The 19,474-nt window shown below is 45.6% G+C and carries 11 protein-coding genes; 8 read left to right on the top strand and 3 right to left on the bottom strand.

What is annotated here, in order from left to right:
- The first annotated feature begins 19 nt into the window (after positions 1-19).
- On the top strand, positions 20-1,333 hold the full coding sequence (locus CLV98_RS13015) for an alpha-L-fucosidase (RefSeq protein ID WP_229203359.1): 1,314 nt from the start codon (positions 20-22) through the stop codon (positions 1,331-1,333).
- Between the two features lie 153 nt (positions 1,334-1,486).
- Here the strand turns inward: CLV98_RS13015 and CLV98_RS13010 are convergent, their stop codons facing one another.
- Positions 1,487-2,629 carry a hypothetical protein gene (locus CLV98_RS13010; protein ID WP_109674771.1) on the bottom strand — a complete coding sequence of 381 codons (1,143 nt, stop codon included), beginning with the start codon at positions 2,627-2,629 and terminating at the stop codon, positions 1,487-1,489.
- 784 nt (positions 2,630-3,413) lie between these two features.
- Here CLV98_RS13010 and CLV98_RS13005 point away from each other — a divergent pair.
- The 5 genes from CLV98_RS13005 (at position 3,414) to CLV98_RS12985 (ending at position 16,176) form a co-directional block, all read left to right on the top strand.
- On the top strand, positions 3,414-4,868 hold the full coding sequence (locus CLV98_RS13005) for an arylsulfatase (RefSeq protein ID WP_109674770.1): 1,455 nt from the start codon (positions 3,414-3,416) through the stop codon (positions 4,866-4,868).
- Between the two features lie 12 nt (positions 4,869-4,880).
- Positions 4,881-8,873, top strand: a complete 3,993-nt coding sequence (locus CLV98_RS13000; protein WP_146202277.1) for a hybrid sensor histidine kinase/response regulator transcription factor — start codon at positions 4,881-4,883, stop codon at positions 8,871-8,873.
- A complete protein-coding gene (locus CLV98_RS12995; RefSeq protein ID WP_109674768.1) occupies positions 8,860-11,484 on the top strand; it encodes an alpha-galactosidase in 2,625 nt (874 codons plus the stop codon). The genes CLV98_RS13000 and CLV98_RS12995 overlap by 14 nt, the downstream gene beginning before the upstream one ends.
- Positions 11,485-11,644: 160 nt before the next feature.
- The gene (locus tag CLV98_RS12990; RefSeq protein WP_109674767.1) at positions 11,645-14,665 is read left to right on the top strand and encodes a SusC/RagA family TonB-linked outer membrane protein; all 3,021 of its coding nucleotides are present in this window, start codon (positions 11,645-11,647) and stop codon (positions 14,663-14,665) included.
- Between the two features lie 11 nt (positions 14,666-14,676).
- Positions 14,677-16,176, top strand: a complete 1,500-nt coding sequence (locus CLV98_RS12985; RefSeq protein WP_109674766.1) for a RagB/SusD family nutrient uptake outer membrane protein — start codon at positions 14,677-14,679, stop codon at positions 16,174-16,176.
- A gap of 129 nt (positions 16,177-16,305) precedes the next feature.
- On the opposite strand, the gene CLV98_RS12980 is transcribed toward CLV98_RS12985, so the two are convergent.
- Positions 16,306-16,698: a RidA family protein gene (locus CLV98_RS12980; RefSeq protein WP_109674765.1), complete on the bottom strand. Its 393-nt coding sequence runs from the start codon at positions 16,696-16,698 to the stop codon at positions 16,306-16,308.
- Positions 16,699-16,939: 241 nt separating this feature from the next.
- Between CLV98_RS12980 and CLV98_RS12975 the strand changes: the two genes are divergently transcribed.
- Together CLV98_RS12975 and CLV98_RS12970 are read left to right on the top strand one after the other, a co-directional pair.
- Complete coding sequence (locus tag CLV98_RS12975; protein WP_109674764.1) at positions 16,940-17,521, top strand: YdeI/OmpD-associated family protein; 582 nt, start codon at positions 16,940-16,942, stop codon at positions 17,519-17,521.
- 44 nt (positions 17,522-17,565) lie between these two features.
- Positions 17,566-18,543, top strand: coding sequence for a helix-turn-helix transcriptional regulator (locus CLV98_RS12970; protein WP_229203358.1), 978 nt, complete (start codon positions 17,566-17,568; stop codon positions 18,541-18,543).
- Between the two features lie 111 nt (positions 18,544-18,654).
- Here the strand turns inward: CLV98_RS12970 and CLV98_RS12965 are convergent, their stop codons facing one another.
- The gene (locus CLV98_RS12965; protein WP_109674763.1) at positions 18,655-19,020 is read right to left on the bottom strand and encodes a DUF2200 domain-containing protein; all 366 of its coding nucleotides are present in this window, start codon (positions 19,018-19,020) and stop codon (positions 18,655-18,657) included.
- Between the last annotated feature and the right edge of the window lie 454 nt (positions 19,021-19,474).

The raw sequence follows: 19,474 nt of genomic DNA, 5'->3' as shown, positions 1-19,474 counted from the left end.
ATACAATATCGAGTTAGGTATGAAAAAAGTAGTTTTAGTAGGTATATTGAGTTTCCTTTCACTATGTACCTTTGCGCAACAGTATCCCTATCCCATGCCCAAGTATACTCCATCAGCAGAGAACTTGGCCCAGCGTAAGGAATTCCAGGATATGAAATTTGGACTGTTTATTCACTGGGGAATCTATAGCATATTAGGAGATGGTGAATGGGTGATGTTGAATCAAAAAATTCCATACGATAGCTATAAGCGATTGGCCAGCTTTTTTAACCCTCAGGCCTATAGTGCCAAGGAATGGGTACAGGTGGCTAAGGCAGCAGGAATGAAATATATCACTGTTACGACCCGCCATCACGATAGCTTTAGCATGTTTAAGACCAGTGCCTCTCCCTACAATATTGTGGACGCTACCCCTTATGGGAAGGACCCCCTAAAAGAGTTGGCTGAGGAGTGTCAAAAGGAAGGAATTAAGCTAAACTTTTACTACTCCCTGTTAGACTGGGCCCGGGAAGATTATGGATTTACCAAGAAAATAGTGAATGGCGCTCCAGTAGACACCAATTGGGATCAGTATATCGAATTTATGAAGGCCCAGTTGACCGAGTTGTTAACCAACTACGGAGAGATAGGGGCTATATGGTTTGATGGCCATTGGCAACGGAAAACGGCCAACTGGCATTATGATGAAATTTATTCCCTTATCCATGAATTAAGTCCAGGTACCTTGGTTGGCAATAACCATCACCTGACTCCCATAGCTGGTGAAGATTTCCAAATGTTTGAAAGGGACTTACCCGGAGAGAATAAAGGGGGCTTTAATGATGAATCGACCGTGAGTCAGCTGCCTTTAGAGTCCTGTGAAACGATGAATAAAACCTGGGGCTTTAATATCCTCGACAGGGCTTACAAATCGCCCAAGCAGGTCATTCATTATTTGGTGAATGCAGCCGGTAGGAATGCAAATTTACTGTTGAACGTTGGACCCATGCCCAATGGGGAAATTCAGCCTGAGTTTATCGATACCCTTAAAAAAACCGGAGAATGGTTGGCCAAATATGGCGAGACCATTTATGGAAGCAGAGGGGCAGGGATGGACCCTCAGGATTGGGGGGTGGTCACCCGGAAAGACAATACCTTATATGTTCATATCTTAAAGCCCACCTCGGCCGATTATATTTTTATACCAAACTTCCGTCCTAAGATAGTGCGGGCAGTATCGTATGAAAACGGAAGTAAGGTCGACTTTAAACAGCAAAACGAAGGGGTATTTATTTATACCAAAGATATTCCTCACAACGAAGTGAATCAAATTGTGACATTAACGATCAAATAATAGCTCCTCATGATGATTTCGATCGTCCTTAACCCCGAAAAGTTTAAAATAGCTTTTCGGGGTTTTTGGTATAGGACTACCTCCAGAGGTAGATTTCTGGTTTTAAAGATGGTGAAACAGGTTATGGCTGCGGGTTGGCCCAAACTTTACGCACTATTTTTTTTGCTCTTTGGATTCTGGATTTGCAGCACCCGAACGCTTAATAGGCCAGCTGCTCATATTGATCTGGCTCATCTTACTGGCCGAAATATCTATTTTGGAACTGTCCTTGGTTCTAACCCTTTGAGAGTAATATTTAGATCCATCCCGAACGGTCACAGTATAAGCGGTATCGGTCATTGGTATCTGTACGCTTAATTTTCCCTTGTCTCTCGTAAAGGGAAGGGTTTTATTGTCAATTTTGACTACTGGGTTTTTAAAATTTCCATTCGATATGTCCAGTTGGAAATCGTCGGATTTCTTGCTGTATACCACCATGGATATGATACTTAAGAAAACCTTTTCCCCATCGTTCATGCCGACCTCTGCAAGGGTTTGTTGCTCATTATCTAGGATATTGCTCATCGATCTATAGGCCAGTCCTACCCGATCCATGTACTTCAATTCACCCTGGGGTATATATTTCGTAATCAGCACTTCTTTTAATTCTTGAATCGTTTTGTCTTTCTGGAAATTAACGGGTACCGCCGACTGTTTTTTGTTGTTATAGTAAAGCAGCCTGATATTATTAGAAGTTCCGGCCAACGGATTGGAGGTTGTTTTGGGGATTTTCCTGACGGGGATTTCTATGGTGTCGTTAGGAGCAATGCCGTCTAGCAACGGATCTTCCAATACGTAGGTATAAGCCGTGGTGTCAATATTCTTAAGGCGCACCAGAATCGGCGTTTTTCTATGCAATAGCCAGTTTTCGACCGGGTCGAACCGTACTATTCCGTATTTGCCTATGCTTTTGGCTACGAGATGATCGGCGCTGTCGCTCAGCAATACCCGCCCTTGATCGTCAAAAGGGCGCATTTCTCTATTCCCCAATTCATGAAATATAAGCGTGAGGGTGCTTTTTGTAGGAGGGGAGGGCGGATCTTGTGTGGGGGAAGAGGTATTTTTAAAATATAGACTCGCTATATATACCACCACCACCGATACGATCAGCGTGATCAGTAGCTTGACCCCCAGATCTTCACCGATAGGCTTTATGATCTTAGAGGATAACAACAAAATAACCATTACCCCTAGTACCCCAAGGACCCAAGCCAAAGGTTCATTCTTATTGAAAAGTTCATTGATCGAGAAGTCCATAATAGCAGTATGAATGGTTAAACGCCTATATATGCATGGGGTATTTGACGGGGTGTTTTAAGTTGTATTTTTTTTGAGATAATCTGTTTGTTATCTGTAATTTAAGTTAATTTTTAAAGGGTTCCAATTGGAGTTATTAAGCGGCTGTAAGCTAAAAGGCTGTAAGCAATATGCAATAAGCAATATGCTTGCGTGGCATTTAACCGCGCTGCGGCCGCCTTTAAACTTTATTCTTTCCCCACCCCACCGTCACTTTCCCCCCTAATCCCTAAAAGGCTGTAATCTGTAGGCCTTCGACGGGCTCTGGCTGACATAGCTATAGGCATTCGCTGCTTTTAACCGCGCTGCGGCCGCCTTTAACCGCGCGGCGGACCGCCTTTAACAAATTGAAGAGGCTGTAAGCAATAGGCCATATGCAATAGGCTTGCGCTGCTTTTAACCTCGAGGCGGACCGTATTTAATTGCGCTGCCTTTAACCTTTAACATTTAACCTTTAACCGGGCGGCGGACCGCCTTTAACCTTTGACCTTTAACATTTAACATTTAAACTTTAACCGGGCGGCGGCCGCCTTTAACCGCGCGGCGGCCGCCTTTGACCTTTAACAATTAATCTTCCCCCCTAACCCCTAACCCCTATAACCTTCCCCCAAAACAAACCCTCATGGGGGCCTGCTTTTGTTTCAAATAGGGTACACATTCGGTTCAATTCATATATATAGAGACACCTGCACTTTTTGGAAAGGTTTATAATCACGTACTTGAACAAAATAATAAAACTGTAAAGATGAGATTACCATACGCATTATTCCTTTCCTTACTCCTTGGATGCAGCAGCAAGAGCCAGCAATCTACTGATGACAGCAGCAGTGAGGGCCAGCCTAATGAGGGCAAACCAAATATTGTATATATACTCGCCGATGACCTGGGTTATGGCGACTTAGGTTGCTACGGACAGCAGACCATCAAAACGCCGAATATCGATCAACTTGCGGCGGATGGAATGTTGTTTACCAACCATTACTCCGGGAGTTCGGTTTGTGCACCTTCGAGGGCCTCTCTGATGACCGGCAAGCACACCGGCAACGGCTATGTACGCGGCAATTATGAAACGGGTCCGTTGGGTTTTGGGGCTTGTCTAGAACTTCGTGATGAGGACGTCACCGTCGGAGAGATACTCAAGCAAGCGCAGTATGAAACTGCCGTGGTAGGCAAATGGGGCATGGGAATGGATGGAACCACTGGCGAACCCAAAAAACAAGGGTTTGATTACAGCTATGGGTACCTCAACCAGGGGCATGCCCATAACCAGTTTCCTGCTTACCTATTTAGGAATGGCGAAAAAATACAAATTCCTGAGAATCAGAATTTACAGCAGGGAGCATTTTCTAACGATCTATTTACCAAAGAGGCATTACAATTTATCTCTAAAGAGCGAGAAACGCCATTTTTCCTCTATTTGGCATACACCACCCCTCATGCCGAAATGACCATACCGGAGTCGGCGCAGTACGAGGAGTATAAAAAGATTGTAAAAGATAAGCCCTTCAAAAACAAGGCGAGCAAGGTCGATGGCAACGAATGGGCCTACCGCTCCACCGACAATCCTGCCGCCGCCTATGCCGCTCAGGTGTCGCATCTGGACGCTTGCGTAGGGAAAGTAGTAGCCGAGCTAAAGGCTAAAGGAATGGATAAAAATACCATTATTATTTTTAGCTCCGACAACGGCCCACATAAAGAGGGAGGCGCTAACCCTGCCTATTTCAACAGTTCGGGAGGTTATAAAGGGATGAAGCGTGATTTGTATGAAGGGGGGATCCACGTACCGATGATCGTAAAATGGCCTGCTAAAGTGAAGCAGGGCGGCAAATCTGATCTTATTTCGGCCTTCTGGGACTTCTTACCTACCGTGGCCGATATTACGGGGCAAACGGTGGATCCGGCAGAAACCAACGGAATCTCTTTCCTACCCACTTTGCTGGGCCAAGAGCAACCTCAGCATGAATATTTGTACTGGGAGTTCCATGAAAACCCGACCACGGACCAGGCCATCAGAAAAGGAGATTATAAGGCGGTTCGCCACGACCCTAAGGGGGAAATCGAGCTGTACAACCTAACGACCGACCGTAAGGAGGAGAAAAACATTGCCGCCGAAAATCCCGAAATTGTCAAAGAGATGCAGATTATATTTGATAAGGCCAGAACTCCTAGCGAATTTTGGAAGTTAAGGTCTAGTAAGTAATCAATTTAAAATTTGACTATTCAGAAATTTATAACTGGTATCGTAGCCGTCATTCTATGGATGAATAGTATGGCGTTTGGGCAATCTGTGGACCTGTCGAACCTGATTATGTCCGAGGAAAACTGGTTGCCCAGGCGCTCCATCAATTGTATTTATCAAGATTCTAGGGGCTTATTATGGATAGGGGCGGTGTCTGGTTTATACCGGTACGACGGTTACGAGGTGCTTCATTTTACCACCCAGCCCAATAATGAGCACGCCATTTTTACCAATACCGTAACGAGTATTGCCGAATTAAGGAATGGCGATATGGTGATCGGTACCGAAAGTGGGTTGAGTATTTTCGATAAGAAGACCCATTATTTCGAGACCGTTTCCGAAAATATCGAATCGTATAATGCCCTGACCCAAGACAATAAAGGCAATACTTGGCTCACAGTAGGCAATAACAAACTGCTTTACAGGCTTGACTATAATTATAAAATAGGAGATAAGCTGAAGCCGGCAATCGGATCATTTGCTAAGGTTTTTGACCAAATTCAAGCCATCAATGCCATTTGCTCCCTTGCTCCAGACTTACTACTCGTAGGGACACCAAAAGGGCTTTTTACCCTTACCACCAAGGGGGTCGTAAAGGCTACGACGATTACCGACCCCGTCAATGTCATTCAAAAATCCAAAGAGGGGGAGATAATGGTGGGAACAGCCACCAACGGCCTGTTTGAGCTCACTTTCGATAATAATACTATCCACACAGAAAATCATTACCATTTTGGCCAAAAAGGGCAGGCCGGTTACGATAACGTCAATTCAGTAAGCTTTGGGAAGAATGGCGAATGTGTGGCTTCTACCCTGAGGATGATCTATTTATCGAATAAAAATAGGGGAGTACGCCAGTTTGTAGCCTATCAACATGAGCCTTATCTGCTGGAGGATAATAATATACTGACGACCTATATCGACGATTCGGGTATTGTATGGTTGGGGACGCTGAAGGGCCTGTTGAAGATTAGGCCCAAGGCCATTAAGGTAGAAAGATTGCGGATTACAGCGCCCAATTATTCGCCTATCAACCAGTCGGTACATTATCTACACAAGGATTTTACGAATAAACTCTGGCTTAAAACCCGAAATGACGGCATTTTTATATTTGATCCCGCCACCAAAAAGTTCACTAAGACCGACTTCCCTTCCAATATCAATACCATTTATCAGTCCATTGGGGGGACTGCCTATTATGCCACTCCGGAAGGGTTGTTTCAAAAGGATGGCCAAAATTATACCCAAGTTTATAAAGGCAAATCGGATATCACCTGTGCCATAGAAATCGAAAAAGGCGAATGGATATTAGGCTGTCAAAAAAATGGGCTAGAATATTACTCCAGCAACGACTCTAAGCTGTATTCAAACTTGATTGCCAAAGCCAATAGATTGTTTAACCTCGATTCTTTCGTTTTTGTGATGATGAAGGACCATTCTCAAAATGTGTGGATTGGGTCGAGAGGGGATGGGTTAATGCGCATGAACCTTACGACCGGGGAGGTTAAAAAGTACTCTGGAATTAACCTAAAGGAAGGGGTGATTTCTAGAAGGATTTTGAGCCTTTATGAAGATAGCAAGGGGCGTATTTGGATAGGAACTCGGACGGGGGGCTTGTACCGGTATATTCCGGAAACGGATGGTTTTAAACAGTTTACCACAGCACATGGCTTACCGTCAGATGTGATTTGCGGAATCGTAGAAGATCGTAATAATGAATTAATTATCAGTACCAATAACGGGCTGGCGGTGCATATTCCCAACGAACCTATCCCTTTTCAAAGCTTTGGTGTGGAGGATGGGATCGACTTTACCGATTTTACCTTTAACGCCGTTTCCAAAGGAGCCAATGGAGATGTGTATTTCGGTAATACCAACGGGCTTTATAGGGTAGGCCCTATCCCAAAAATTAAGCGGGGGAAAACCAATTTCTTTTGGAACTCCGTACAAGTACTAGGTGCCGAAAGCACCGAGCGACACCGAATAGGCGAGGATCAAAAAATATCACTGCCCTTCAAGGACAATAGCTTCGAAGTAAAGTTCTCCTATACCGACCTCAGCAACCCTAGCAAAAACCGCTTTGCCTATCGACTCAATGGCTTGAATGGAGAGGACTGGGTGTATAATAATACCAATGTCCAGAAAATTCAATTATTATCGGTACCTCCTGGGGAGTATCAGCTAGAGGTGAAAACCGCCAACAGTTATGGCCAGTGGAACGACGAGGTGGTGACGCTCGCCATTACCATAGCGCCACCTTTCTACCGCTCGCAGCTAGCCTTTATCTTTTATGGCTTGCTATTACTGCTGCTCATCTATACTGCCTTGTTAGCCTATAAGAGATGGGAGGCCTTAAACCGGAAACTAAAAGAAGAACAAGAATATGCGGCCATAAAGGACCAGCAGATGGTCTATTTCTCCGACCTCTCCCATGAGCTCAAGAACAGGCTCACCATGATCCTGGGACCTTTGGAGAATGCCCTTTCGGGGAAGAAGGTGAACCAGGCCGTACTCGGTAATTTGTACGAACAGGCACAAAGACTTAAGAGAATTACGGATCAGATTATGAATATCCGTAAGAGTGAGGCCGGAGAGTTCCTTTTGAAGGTTTCGGTAGGAGATTTGTCTCAAAAAATGACAGCGATCTGTCGCGATACCGAGCCCCTGGCGTTGATCACCGATATCAAGTTGGATTACTCTTTCGACGAGGACCTATCCGACGCCTGGTTTGACGAGGAGCTAGTGGAAATTATGCTCTTGAACCTGCTTAATAATGCCATCAAATACAATTCGCCTGGAGGGACGGTGCAGGTGCGTGGTGGCTTAGTCGTGCTCGACAACTCCGACCTCCCCGATACGGCGCCTTTACCTGGGAGCTATCTGCGATGTGTGGTAGAAGATACCGGTCTAGGGATTCCCGAAAACGAAGTGAAGCACCTTTTCGAACGTTTTTACAGGGCGAGTAATTCTTCACAACTCAAAGAAGGCACTGGGATAGGGTTGGAACTGGTTACCCGCTTAATCCAAAAACATAAGGGCTTTATGGATATCAAAAGTGAACTCAATAAGGGCACTAATGTCACTTTTTATATCCCGATCGAGAAGCATCATTTCCAAATCAATGAAATGAAACTCTCTGTCAATATCATGCCCATAATAGAGGAGAGTCCCGAACCCAAGCGGGTCGATGTGCTTAATAAGCCTGCTGTGCTGATTGTCGATGACGATCCGGATATCCTTAGCCTGTTGTACCAAACCCTTTATGAAGATTTCAACATAACCCAGGCAGTGAACGGTCAGGAGGCACTGGACCTTATTTCTAAAAATGACTTTGAGCTGGTGATTAGCGACTTGTCTATGCCCAAGCTGGATGGCTTGGCTTTACTCCGTAACCTAAAGGAAAACCAACAGTGGAATCATATTCCGTTTATCATACTTACGGGTAAAAATTCGGAATTTCATAAGCTAGTCTGTATTCAAAGTGGGGTCGACGATTTTATTGACAAACCTTTTAGTCCGAAGCTGATTAAATGGAGGGCTAAAAGTTTGATTGAGAACCGCCAACTATTGGAAACCAAGTTCTCTAAAAAGCTAAATCTAAACCCTGAAGAAGGGCTCATCAAATCGCCGGAAGAGGAGTTCTTGCAAAAGGTAGTATCCCTCATTGAAGAGCATATTACCGATCAGAAACTGAATATCGAGTTCCTGGCAGAGGAATGTAGTATGAGCCGGGCGACATTCTATAGGAAAATGGAGAATATGATCGGGGAGTCTCCCTCCGATTTTATCCGTACCTATCGCCTTAAAAAGGCCACTCAATTGTTGAAAAACACCAATTTATATATTTCTGAAGTCGCCTACCAAACGGGCTTTAAAAACCCGAAGTATTTTACCCGAATCTTTCAAAAGGAATTTGGGGTCACTCCTTCAGAATATTTGAACAATCTAAAAAATGATGAAGACTAAGTTTTCATCGCTTAAACCTACCCCTATGAATAATGATCCCTATCGCTTTTTTGGCGTGTTAAGTGCTTTGCTTAGCTTATTCGTCTTCCATGCTCAGGCCGGAACCAATTTTCAGGATTCTTTCGAATTTCATCACCAGCAGGCTTCCGCAAGTTTTGCGCAAAACCGACTGGTTCTCTCTACTGGCCTGGTACAGCGTACCTGGAGCTGGACGGGCGAAGGATTGGTGACTACGAGCCTCGAAAATGTAAAGACAAAAAAACAATGGGTCAATACCAAGCCCAATGTTACGGCCGATTGGGCCTATTATGGGCTTATCGATGGCACACAGGGCGAACTGTTGTCGATAAAACCCTCGGTAGGGAACGACGAAGGCTTTACCTCCGAATACTTACAGATAGAGGCCATTGTGTATTATAAAGCCGTGGATACCTATGTAAAGTACCAGGCCTGGGCTTATCCCAATGCCCCAGGAATACGGACCCAGGTGTTTTTTAAAGGGCCCGCTGAGCAGTACTATAAAGGAACCGCCGACAATCAGAACAATCGGGTACGGATCGAGCAGGTGAATGGTAAAAACGAAAATCCTTACGAGTCGCAGGCCTTGGCTTTCCGAACCGTCGCTAGTCAGTCGGTAGATACTAATAGCCTCCAATTTCATATCAAGGGGCTCAATCCCGACACCGAATATCAGTTGGGGGTATTATGCTGGGATTGGGACAGAAAGGGTCGGAAATACCGGGTGAAGATGACCTCCGTAGACGGGGAAATAGGCAAGGAAGTGTTGAAGGCCAGGGCGATGGACCATAAGCCAGCGATGGTGTTTATGCCCCTGCCCGTCAAACAACTGGCTACCGATGGAAGCATACGGGTATATTTAGAAAATATGGGCAGCGCCGACGTTCGGGTGTCGGAGGTGGTGGTTTTAGAGAAATCGACCCAGGGCCCGGTACCCAAATCGGTAGATATGGAGCGGTATAGAAGCTTGGAGCAGGAGTGGCCCCAGGGGTATAGACTGGCCGAATACTTAGATGCTGGCGTACATAAGTCTAACGATAAAATGCTCCCTACAGGACGGGTGGATTATCTGCCTATCAATTTCTTGAATAGGCAGGCCACCTTAACGGGGTATTTTAACGATACCCAGCACCGAAACACGGAAGCTACGCCGATCATGAAGCAGGAAGTGCTTCAAGTAAATGGCCCCGTCGATTATAACTGGGCCAATTTAATCGATTTTAAGGACGGACAAGATGGCCTGGTAATGCTAAAGGAATCGCATAAATGTGTGAATCAGTATGGGGTCGACACGGGGGAGTTCACCCTCACTGCTCATGGACTGAGCAATACGGGTACGAGTCTGTACCCTGCAGATATCGATGCAAAGGGTTATCACTGGAGCTGGGCCTCCTGGCTGATCTTGTACGATGGGGAGGAGGGCGACAAGCAATTGGCCATTAAGGAATTCGATCGGCTACGCTATCCTACTATTCCAGAAAGGGATATGTACACGATGATATGTACCTGGGGGATGAGCAAGGATAAAAGTGACGGGCAGGATGCCGCCAGTGAAGCCTCTGTCCTGAAGCTTTTGAAAGAGAGTAAGGAACTGGGGGTCGATCTGCTGCTTATAGACGATGGATGGCAGGTAGGAAAGAAACATGATGGCTCCTCGTTTTCCAAGGGAAATGGCTGGAATCCTCACCCCGAAGTATACCCGACGGGATGGGGCAATGTGGTACGGAAAGCTCAGCAGTTGGATATGAAGCTGGGGCTGTGGGGCATAGCCCGAGGCATGGAAACTGAGGATATGATCCGCAATTGGGATGAGCTCCGAATGACCCAACTCAAGCTCGATTTCGCCAGCTTTCCCGATAATGGTGCTCTGGAAAACATGATGAGTAAGGTGAGGAAGTTTATTCAATACACCGATTTTCAATCTAGTATCAGTTGGGATCTCACCGAAAATGCCCCTCGATATGGGTATTATTGGGCGCGGGAATATGGCAACGTACACGTGATGAATCGCAAGAATGGAGCACCTGCTAACGTTACCTATAACCCATCCTTGGCCTTGCGCGACTTTTGGTATATCTCCCATTATACCAACCTCAATAAGTTTCAGTTGACCATCCATAATCCCGAGATCGTCGACAGGAGCCTATCCGATGCCTACCTCTATTCACCGGCCTATTGTGTCGCTACCACCTTGTTTGGCACCCCGCAGTTCTTCTCGTTTCCGAGTACCTACTCCGCACCCGCTAAGAGGGCCATCCAAGAACTTCTGGCGGCTCATAAGCGATACCAAAAAGAGATATGGACCTCACAGGTATTCCCTATAGGTGCCGTTCCTGACAATCGAAGTTATACCGGTTTTCAGGCGGTAGGAGCGGAGGGGCAAAGTGGATTTCTTTTGCTGTTCCGTGAGTATTATAACGAGGATCCGGTAGGGCATTTTAAGTTAAATTTTCTAGAAAGTAAAAAGGTAGAACTAGAAGATCTGTTGACAGGAAAAACGGTCAGGAAAACCCTGGGTCCCGATGGTCAGATCGATTTTTCACTGTCGGATCCGGCGGAATTTCAGTTGCTTAAGTACACCGTTGTTAATTAATATGCTTGGTCTTTTCTTACAATTTATTAGTTTAAAAGTGCTGAAATATAGCCTTAGGAGCCTCTATACGGGGATTGCAACGATTTGAACCCTACTTTGAGACGCTATTCTTATTAATTTGTCGGATGTTTGTATCATTAATTTATCAAAAAATACAAACATGATGAAACTAATACGTGTCAATGCTTATGTATTGCTCATCTTGACGCTTATTTGCACGACAGCTTTGGCTCAATCCAAAATTAGCGGTAAGATAGTAGATCAAAATAAGGAGGCCCTGATCGGGGTGTCCATTAGTATTAAGGGGACTACGACGGGGACCATTTCGGATGTAGAAGGGAAGTACACTCTGGAAGCTGCTCCTAGCCAGGAGTTGGTATTTTCTTACATCGGCTACACGAGCCAAACCATCGCCGTGGGCAACCAGTCGGTGATCGATGTAACACTTCAGGAAGACAATAAAAACTTAGAGGAACTGGTAGTCGTTGGGTACGGTGTGACTCGGAAGAGTGACTTGACCGGTGCGGTTGGAACGGTGAACTCCAAGCAGTTGCAGGACACCCCTTCTTCACGTTTAGATCAGGTATTACAAGGTAGAGCCTCAGGTGTGATGGTTACCGCCGCAAACGGATCGCCAGGTGCGCGTTCGAGTATTCGGATTAGGGGGGGGAACTCCATCAGCGCCGACAACGAACCACTTTATGTGATCGACGGCTTTATTGTAGGAACCGATTTTAACCTCAACAACATCAACACCAACGATATTGAGTCAATCGAAGTATTGAAAGATGCTACAGCGATATCGATCTATGGTACCCGCGGTGCCAACGGGGTGATTATGGTTACCACCAAGGGTGGTGCTGGTTTTAAAGGAGGCAAACCTAATATATCCGTCAATGTGTATCGCGGAGTACAAACATTGGCCAGAAAAATAGAATACCTCAATGGCTTCGAAAGGGCCGATTATGGTACTGAATTTGCGGCCAATTCTAACAGTGCCGATCCATTTGCTGATAAGAGTGAGGTAGCCGATTCTGACTGGCAAGATCTGATTACCCAGAATGCAGCCATTACCAACCTCGACTTTTCAGTTGGAGGTAATACCCCAGATCTAAACTATTATGTTTCGACCAACTACTTCAAACAAGATGGTATCGTAAAAGGTACGGGATTGGAACGTTATATATTACGTGCCAATTTGGACTTTAAACTCAACAAAAAATTAAAGGCTGGTATCCGTTTTAACGGAGCATTCACGAGGAACGAGAACGATAAAGTCGACTTGTCGGGCGTGCTTCAAAATGCGTTGACCAGTTTTCCTACTTATTATCCGGACGGGGTGACCTATTGGGATCAAAATATTGTTACTGGAGGTACCTTACGGAATCCTTTGGCCGATTTAGCACTTATGACAGATTTTACTTATGGTGCTAATTTGCTTACTACTGCTTATGTGGAATACAATCCTTGGAAAAATATTACCTTCCGTTCTACAATAGGACCAAAAATTAATTGGACTAAAACCAATCAGTTTCTTCCTGGAGATCTGCCCGTAAGAGCTGCCGCTCAACAAGGCGGATTTGCTAAGGTTAGTAATACCTTCGAATTTGATATACTTCAGGAGAACACGGTTACCTTCGATAAGGAGATCAACGAAAATAATCGTTTAAATATCCTAGCTGGTTTTACCTGGCAGAAAGGATTAAAGGAAACTGCCTATGCCCAAACTCAGGGACTGTCTGTGAATGCCATAAGTTATGACAACCTTAGCATTGGTGATCCTTTGACCTATAGGGTAGGGTCTGACCTTACGGGGTCACGTCAGTTGGTATCCTGGTTAGCTCGTGCCAATTATACCTTCAAAAACCGATATATCTTTACCGGGGTAGCCAGGGTTGATGGTGCTTCTGTATATTCAGGATCTAATAATGCCTATGCTTTCTTCCCTTCAGCGGCTTTTGCTTGGCGGATCATCGACGAGCCCTTCATGCAGAATCAAAGGGTCTTCTCAAACTTAAAACTCAGATCGAGTTTTGGTAGTGCCGGTAAAGAATCTGTAGACCCATATAGTACGTTAGCAGTATTAACCAACAATATACTGGTGTTTAACGATATCCAAACGATCGGAATTCAGCGCGGAAGACCCGCCAACCCAGAGTTGAAATGGGAAACCACCGATCAGCTCGACATAGGTCTTGAGTTTGGATTCCTTAATAACCGAATTACAGGGGAAATCGACTTCTACTATAAGAAAACCAAAGACTTGCTATTGGCTCGTCAGCTTCCTAAAGTGACTGGGTTTGATACCAAATTAGAGAATGTAGGTTCTATTCGTAACCAAGGACTAGAGTTTATGATCAATACCATCAATGTAGACAAAAAGGACTTCGGGTGGAAGTCTACATTGACTTTATCGGGTAACCGTTCTAAAATTTTGAACCTGGCTGGTGTGGATGAGATTATCATTTTTACCATGGAACAAGGTGGCCCTGGTGCTAAACTTATCAATGGGCGTCCCGTGGGTGTATTTACTGGGGTACAGTATTTGGGTACCTACAAGTCGCAAGAAGAAATTGATGCCGATGGTAACCTAGGTATCCGCCAGGTAGTGGGTGGCCCTCGTTTCAAGGATGAGAATGGCGATGGTAAAATCAATAACGACGATCATATCGAAATGGGAAATCCAGAGCCCAAAATCTTTGGTGGTTTGAATAACTCGTTCCGTTATAAAAACTTTACATTGGACGTGTTCTTCCAAGGTACATTGGGTAACGATGTTTATAACGAGTATAATCAACAAGGCTTCTTTGGACTAAGTGAAGTGAATATTTATGCCGAGAACCGGGACCGTTGGTCTCCTGAAAATCCAACTTCGGATATTCCTAAGGCTGGTGGTATTGCGAGTCTTTCGGATGTAGTATCCAACTCCGCTATGTTGGAAGACGGTTCTCACCTTCGTCTTAAGACCCTTAAGCTAGAGTACACCCTGCCGATCAACAGCAAAGTCGTAAAAGGCCTGTCGGTATATGGGGTTGGTAGCAATGTGTTTTTGATCTCGAAGTTTAGAGGTTACGACCCTGAAGCGACGCGATTCGGTACCAATTCTACAGTAAGAGGGATCATCAAAAACCAGTATCCCAATGCCAAGACTTTCACTTTAGGCCTAAAAGCTAATTTTTAAAGAAAACAGACATGAAAAAAATATATTTAGTATTAGTGATATTTTTTCTCGGAAGCTGTAGCAGCTTTTTGGAAGAGAATGTTCGGGGGGTAATTTCTCCAAGTAACTTTTACAACTCCGACCAGGAGGCCATTCAGGCTGCTAACGGTTTGTACCTCGATTTCCGGACAGGTAACCTTTATAAAGGCTGGCAAGGAATTACTTCTTGGACCTTCTTTGGTTCCGACGAGATGATGTCGAGTCGTATTTTCGGTGGCCTGGCTCCAATCTTGGATTATAACCTCACCGAAACCAATTATGGTAATGCCTATGGCTTGTGGCGGGATTTGTATAGTGCAGTAGGCGATGCCAACTCCGTATTGGTCAATGTGGAAGACAACGAGAAAATCTCGGCAGCTACCCGCGACCTAGTGATAGGAGAAGCCTTGTTTTTGCGTGCCTTGGCCTATTACCATTTGACAGCCCTATGGGGAGACGTTCCTTATTTCTTAGAAGACCTGCCCTTGGATGAGGTGGCGGTGCTAGGCCGTTCGGATATGGTGCAAATTCGCCAGCAGATGGTACAGGATCTTATACAGTCCGAAAGCCTGTTGCCATCGACCAACACGGGTGCCAATGTGGGCCGCGCTACCAAATGGTCCGCTAAGTTTTTAAGAACTCGTTTTTACCTATGGCAAAAAGATTGGGCAGGTGCTCTGGAGGCGAGCCAAGATATTATCAACAATTCGCCACATCAATTGATGCCTACTTATGGGGAAGTGTTTAACTTAAACAATCAGTTTAATGCCGAGGCGATATTCGGTTTCGATTATACCAAAGATGCTCCCAATAATACCCAGGATATCACCGATAGCTTTAACCCACGTCTTCGGGATGAACCCAAAAATGCGGCCTTGCGTAATGAGTTTTCTGCGAAGCTGGCAGCCATAGGCGAAGAATTTAACGGTTATGGCTTGAATGTTCCCTTGAACGACCTGATCGACAAATTCCCTAAAGACGATCTTAGACGTCCTTATACCTTGCTTCAAAGCTATTTGGGCTACGATCTTAACTTTACGTATTTGACCAAAAGGACCAATTTCGATTTTGTAAACTCTCCCCGTGGAAATCATGGAGAAGCGTGGATCACCATGCGTTTGGCTCAGGTATATTTGATGGCCGCAGAAGCTGCCAATGAACTAGGGAAAACAACCGAATCGCTAGCCTATCTAAACCGTATTCGCGAAAGGGCCTATTCGCCTGCTCAGCCGGTAACCACCACCGATCAGTCGGCCCTAAGAAAGGCCATTCAGGATGAATACAAATGGGAACTTGCCGGAGAGTCGGAGCGTCGTTATGACCTGATCCGCTGGGGAATCTTAGTAGAGACCGTACAAAATGCCAATTATGGTATTTTTAAAGGGAACGAAAATATTCAACCCCATATGGTGAAGTTGCCTATTCCCCAACAAGAAATAGACCTAAACCCTGCATTGTTAGAGTCTGACCCGACCAACAACGGTTACAGATAATAACAAAAAGAACACCGGTGCCCTTGCCGGTGTTCTTGACCTGGTTTTTGTCAGGATTTAAGTGATACCTATAGGGTCCGCAGCCAATTCGATGGTCGCGGACCCTATTGCTTTTAAAGGCCAGGCCTATTACTTCACGACCGTAGCCTCTAGTTCGACGGTCAACGGGCCAAAAAGCCCTTGAACCTCGAGCAAGGTAGTGGCTTGTTTGATGCCATGGGTGGCTATCCAACCGGCATAAACCTCCATACAGGTAGAGAAAAATTCTTGAGTAGATAGGGTGTAGACATTGAGCCGGACGATGCCACTGCATGCGTAGCCCGCCTCGGCAATAAGCTGCTCTAGGTTTTGTAGGGCCAGGCTTAGCTGGGTTTTCATGTCGGCAGCACTGGGCACCCCGTTGGCATCGATGGCCACCTGTCCCGAACAGTAGAGGGTCCCTGCTGGTTGTTTAATTTCGACGGCCTGTACCGAATTGGTAAATTCTCCCCATTTCCAGGGATCGATGGTGCGCTTTTCCATTTGCTTAATTTTTGTGATGAGAAGAAGTTGTTGTCACTCGACACCACAAAAGTCGGAGCTCCCTGCGACAGCCTTATGTCATACCCTCAGCTAGGGGGGAGTTTTTTTTCTATTCTCCCCCCCCCCTGACATAGGGTTGTCAGTAGCTTGGCTTTTCTTTGTATCATTCAAGTAATATAAACCATCCACGGCCTTTTAATGATGCTGTTCGATCATTATCGCCGTCCAAAACCCAACGATTATGCCCAACAAAGAGGTAAAGACTTTTTGTCCTTTCAACGCCGGAGAATGGAGAGCCTGGTTACAGGAAAACCATTCCAAGGAAAAGTCCGTTTGGCTGGTTTTTTACAAGAACAAATCCAAGATCAAGGGGGTCAGCTGGAGTGAGGCGGTGGACGAAGCCCTATGCTATGGCTGGATCGACAGCCTCGTGAAGCCCATCGATGAGGAAAAGTTTATGCGTTTTTTTTGTAGGAGAAAACCCAAGAGCATCTGGTCGGCCATTAACAAGGACAAGGTGAAGCAATTGATTGAAACGAAACGGATGACTCCAGCCGGTATGGAATGTGTGGATCGGGCCATGGAGGACGGCTCCTGGTCTTTGTTGGACTCAGCGGAGGCTTTAACCATTCCACAGGATTTGGAGCAGGAATTAGACAAATGGCCCATTGCCAAAGACTTTTTTCTTAGCCTAAGTAGGTCGAACCAAAAGGGCCTCCTACAGTGGTTGTTAATGGCGAAAAGGGCCGAGACTCGCCAGAAACGAATCGACGAAATCGTTGCCTCTACCCGTCAATCTATAAAACCGAAATTTATACGGTAGACCATATAGGGGATGGCGTACGCGCCAATAGGAGGAAGTAAAGCATGATGATAGATTCTGAAGTATCCCGACTGTCCCGACTGGTAGCCCTGCTTACCCTGCTTCAGACGAAGCGGGTGATGTCGGCTACCGAACTGGCCAAGCGTTTTTCGGTGAGCACCCGCACCATCTACAGGGACATACGTACCTTGGAGGCTGCGGGCATCCCCATTACCACGCAGGAGGGGAAGGGCTACGCCATGCTGGACGGATACAGGTTGCCCCCCGTCATGTTTACAAGGGAGGAAGTTACGGCTTTGCTCACCGCCGAAAAGTTGGCCGCTCAACTCACCGACCCCATAACGGCTCAATATTGTGCCGGGGCTATGGACAAGCTTCGTGCCGCCCTACGCTATCAGGAAAGGGATCATTTGGAAGCTTTAGATCCCCATATACAAGTGCTGGAGCCTGCTGGGCCGGCCACCACTCCCAATACCTATCAGCAAATGGTAGCGGCCATAACTTCTCATAGACTCGTATATATCGAATATGCCGGAGCCGAAACGGGCCATCCGCTCGGACGAGAGCTAGAGCCAATCGGGCTTTATAGGAGTACATATTGGCATGTGGTCGCCTATTGCCGGTTACGGAACGATTTTCGTAATTTTCGGCTCGACCGCATCAAGCATCTTGTCCTCAGGGAGGAGGTGTTTTCTCCCCGCCCCGAAACCTTGAGGCAATATTGGGCCGACCAGGCTCAAAGAGAGGGGAAGCGTAAAGTCGTTATCCATGTCCATCCTACGGCCATGTCCCCGAGTTTGTGGTATCATTTGCAGGATACCAGACAACAATATGGCTGGACCCACCAGACGCCCCTGTCCGACGACTGCATGGAAATGGTATTTTTAGTAGCCTCACTTCCCTATATGGCCACCTGGCTGCTTCCTTATGCCGGGGCTATTCGGGTGGTGGAGCCGCCTGACCTACGTGAAGAGCTTGCAGCGTTGGCCAGGCGGACGTATGATTGGTTTGGTGTTGAATAGCGATGCTTTCCTACCTATAGCTTAGAATGGTTAAAGTGCTAAGTATTTGATGTATGTTCTATAATACTCGAATTCCATTTGTGAATGCCTTTAAGGGTTAGGAGATTTTGATTATGCCGTTCTTAAAATTTTTTCCATTTTTCTGCCTTTGGCCAATTCGTCCACCAGCTTGTCGAGATACCTTACCTGCCGAGTGGTAGGGTTATCGATTTCCTCGATCCTGTACCCACAGATTAGGCCAGTAATCAGATGGGCATTCGGGTTTAAATGAGCCCTTTCGAAAAAGGTTTGAAAGGTTATTTTTTGTTCAATACAATCCTGGATTTTATTCTGATCGAATCCGGTGAGCCATTCTATGACCTGGTGCAACTCTTCCTTAGTACGTCCTTTTCTTTCGACTTTGGTAACGTAGTGCGGATATACGGAGGCAAAGGTCATTTTTGCCATTTTTTCATGATGTGTTGGAGATATTTCCATGGTTGTTCGGTTTGATGCTTGGCCTTAATTTATTAAAAATAAATGAGAGAGCATCACGTTTTTTAGTCAGACGGTCGACCCTAACCCCTATTTTAAAATTCTACCTACCCAATATCCATATCCCTCGAGTTCTAAGCCATTTTGGATGCTACCACTGGAAACGCCATTTTCGATGCGTGTGCTCGTTCCTTTCCGAAGGGCTGGCTGTACCTTGATTTTTCTGTTTTTTAAATTGATTACCGTAAGAATCTGGTCTCCTTTCCATTCTCGGAAAAATAACACTTTTCATTCTATCAGGCTATTGGAGAACTAAATTCCAACTTAACTGTCGGATACATAAGGAAGGGCGAATAGGGCCACATATACTTAAAAAAAGTATGTGGTTGATTTTTCGGTACTGTCTAGGGGATTGCTAGACCTGTATGGAAGGCCTTCGGTGGTGAACCAATAGAAC

The sequence above is a fragment of the Dyadobacter jejuensis genome (assembly GCF_003149085.1).
GTDB classification, from domain to species: Bacteria; Bacteroidota; Bacteroidia; order Cytophagales; family Spirosomataceae; genus Dyadobacter; species Dyadobacter jejuensis.
The sequence above is the reverse complement of the archived record's forward strand: the minus strand, read 5'-3'. Positions and strand labels throughout refer to the sequence as shown.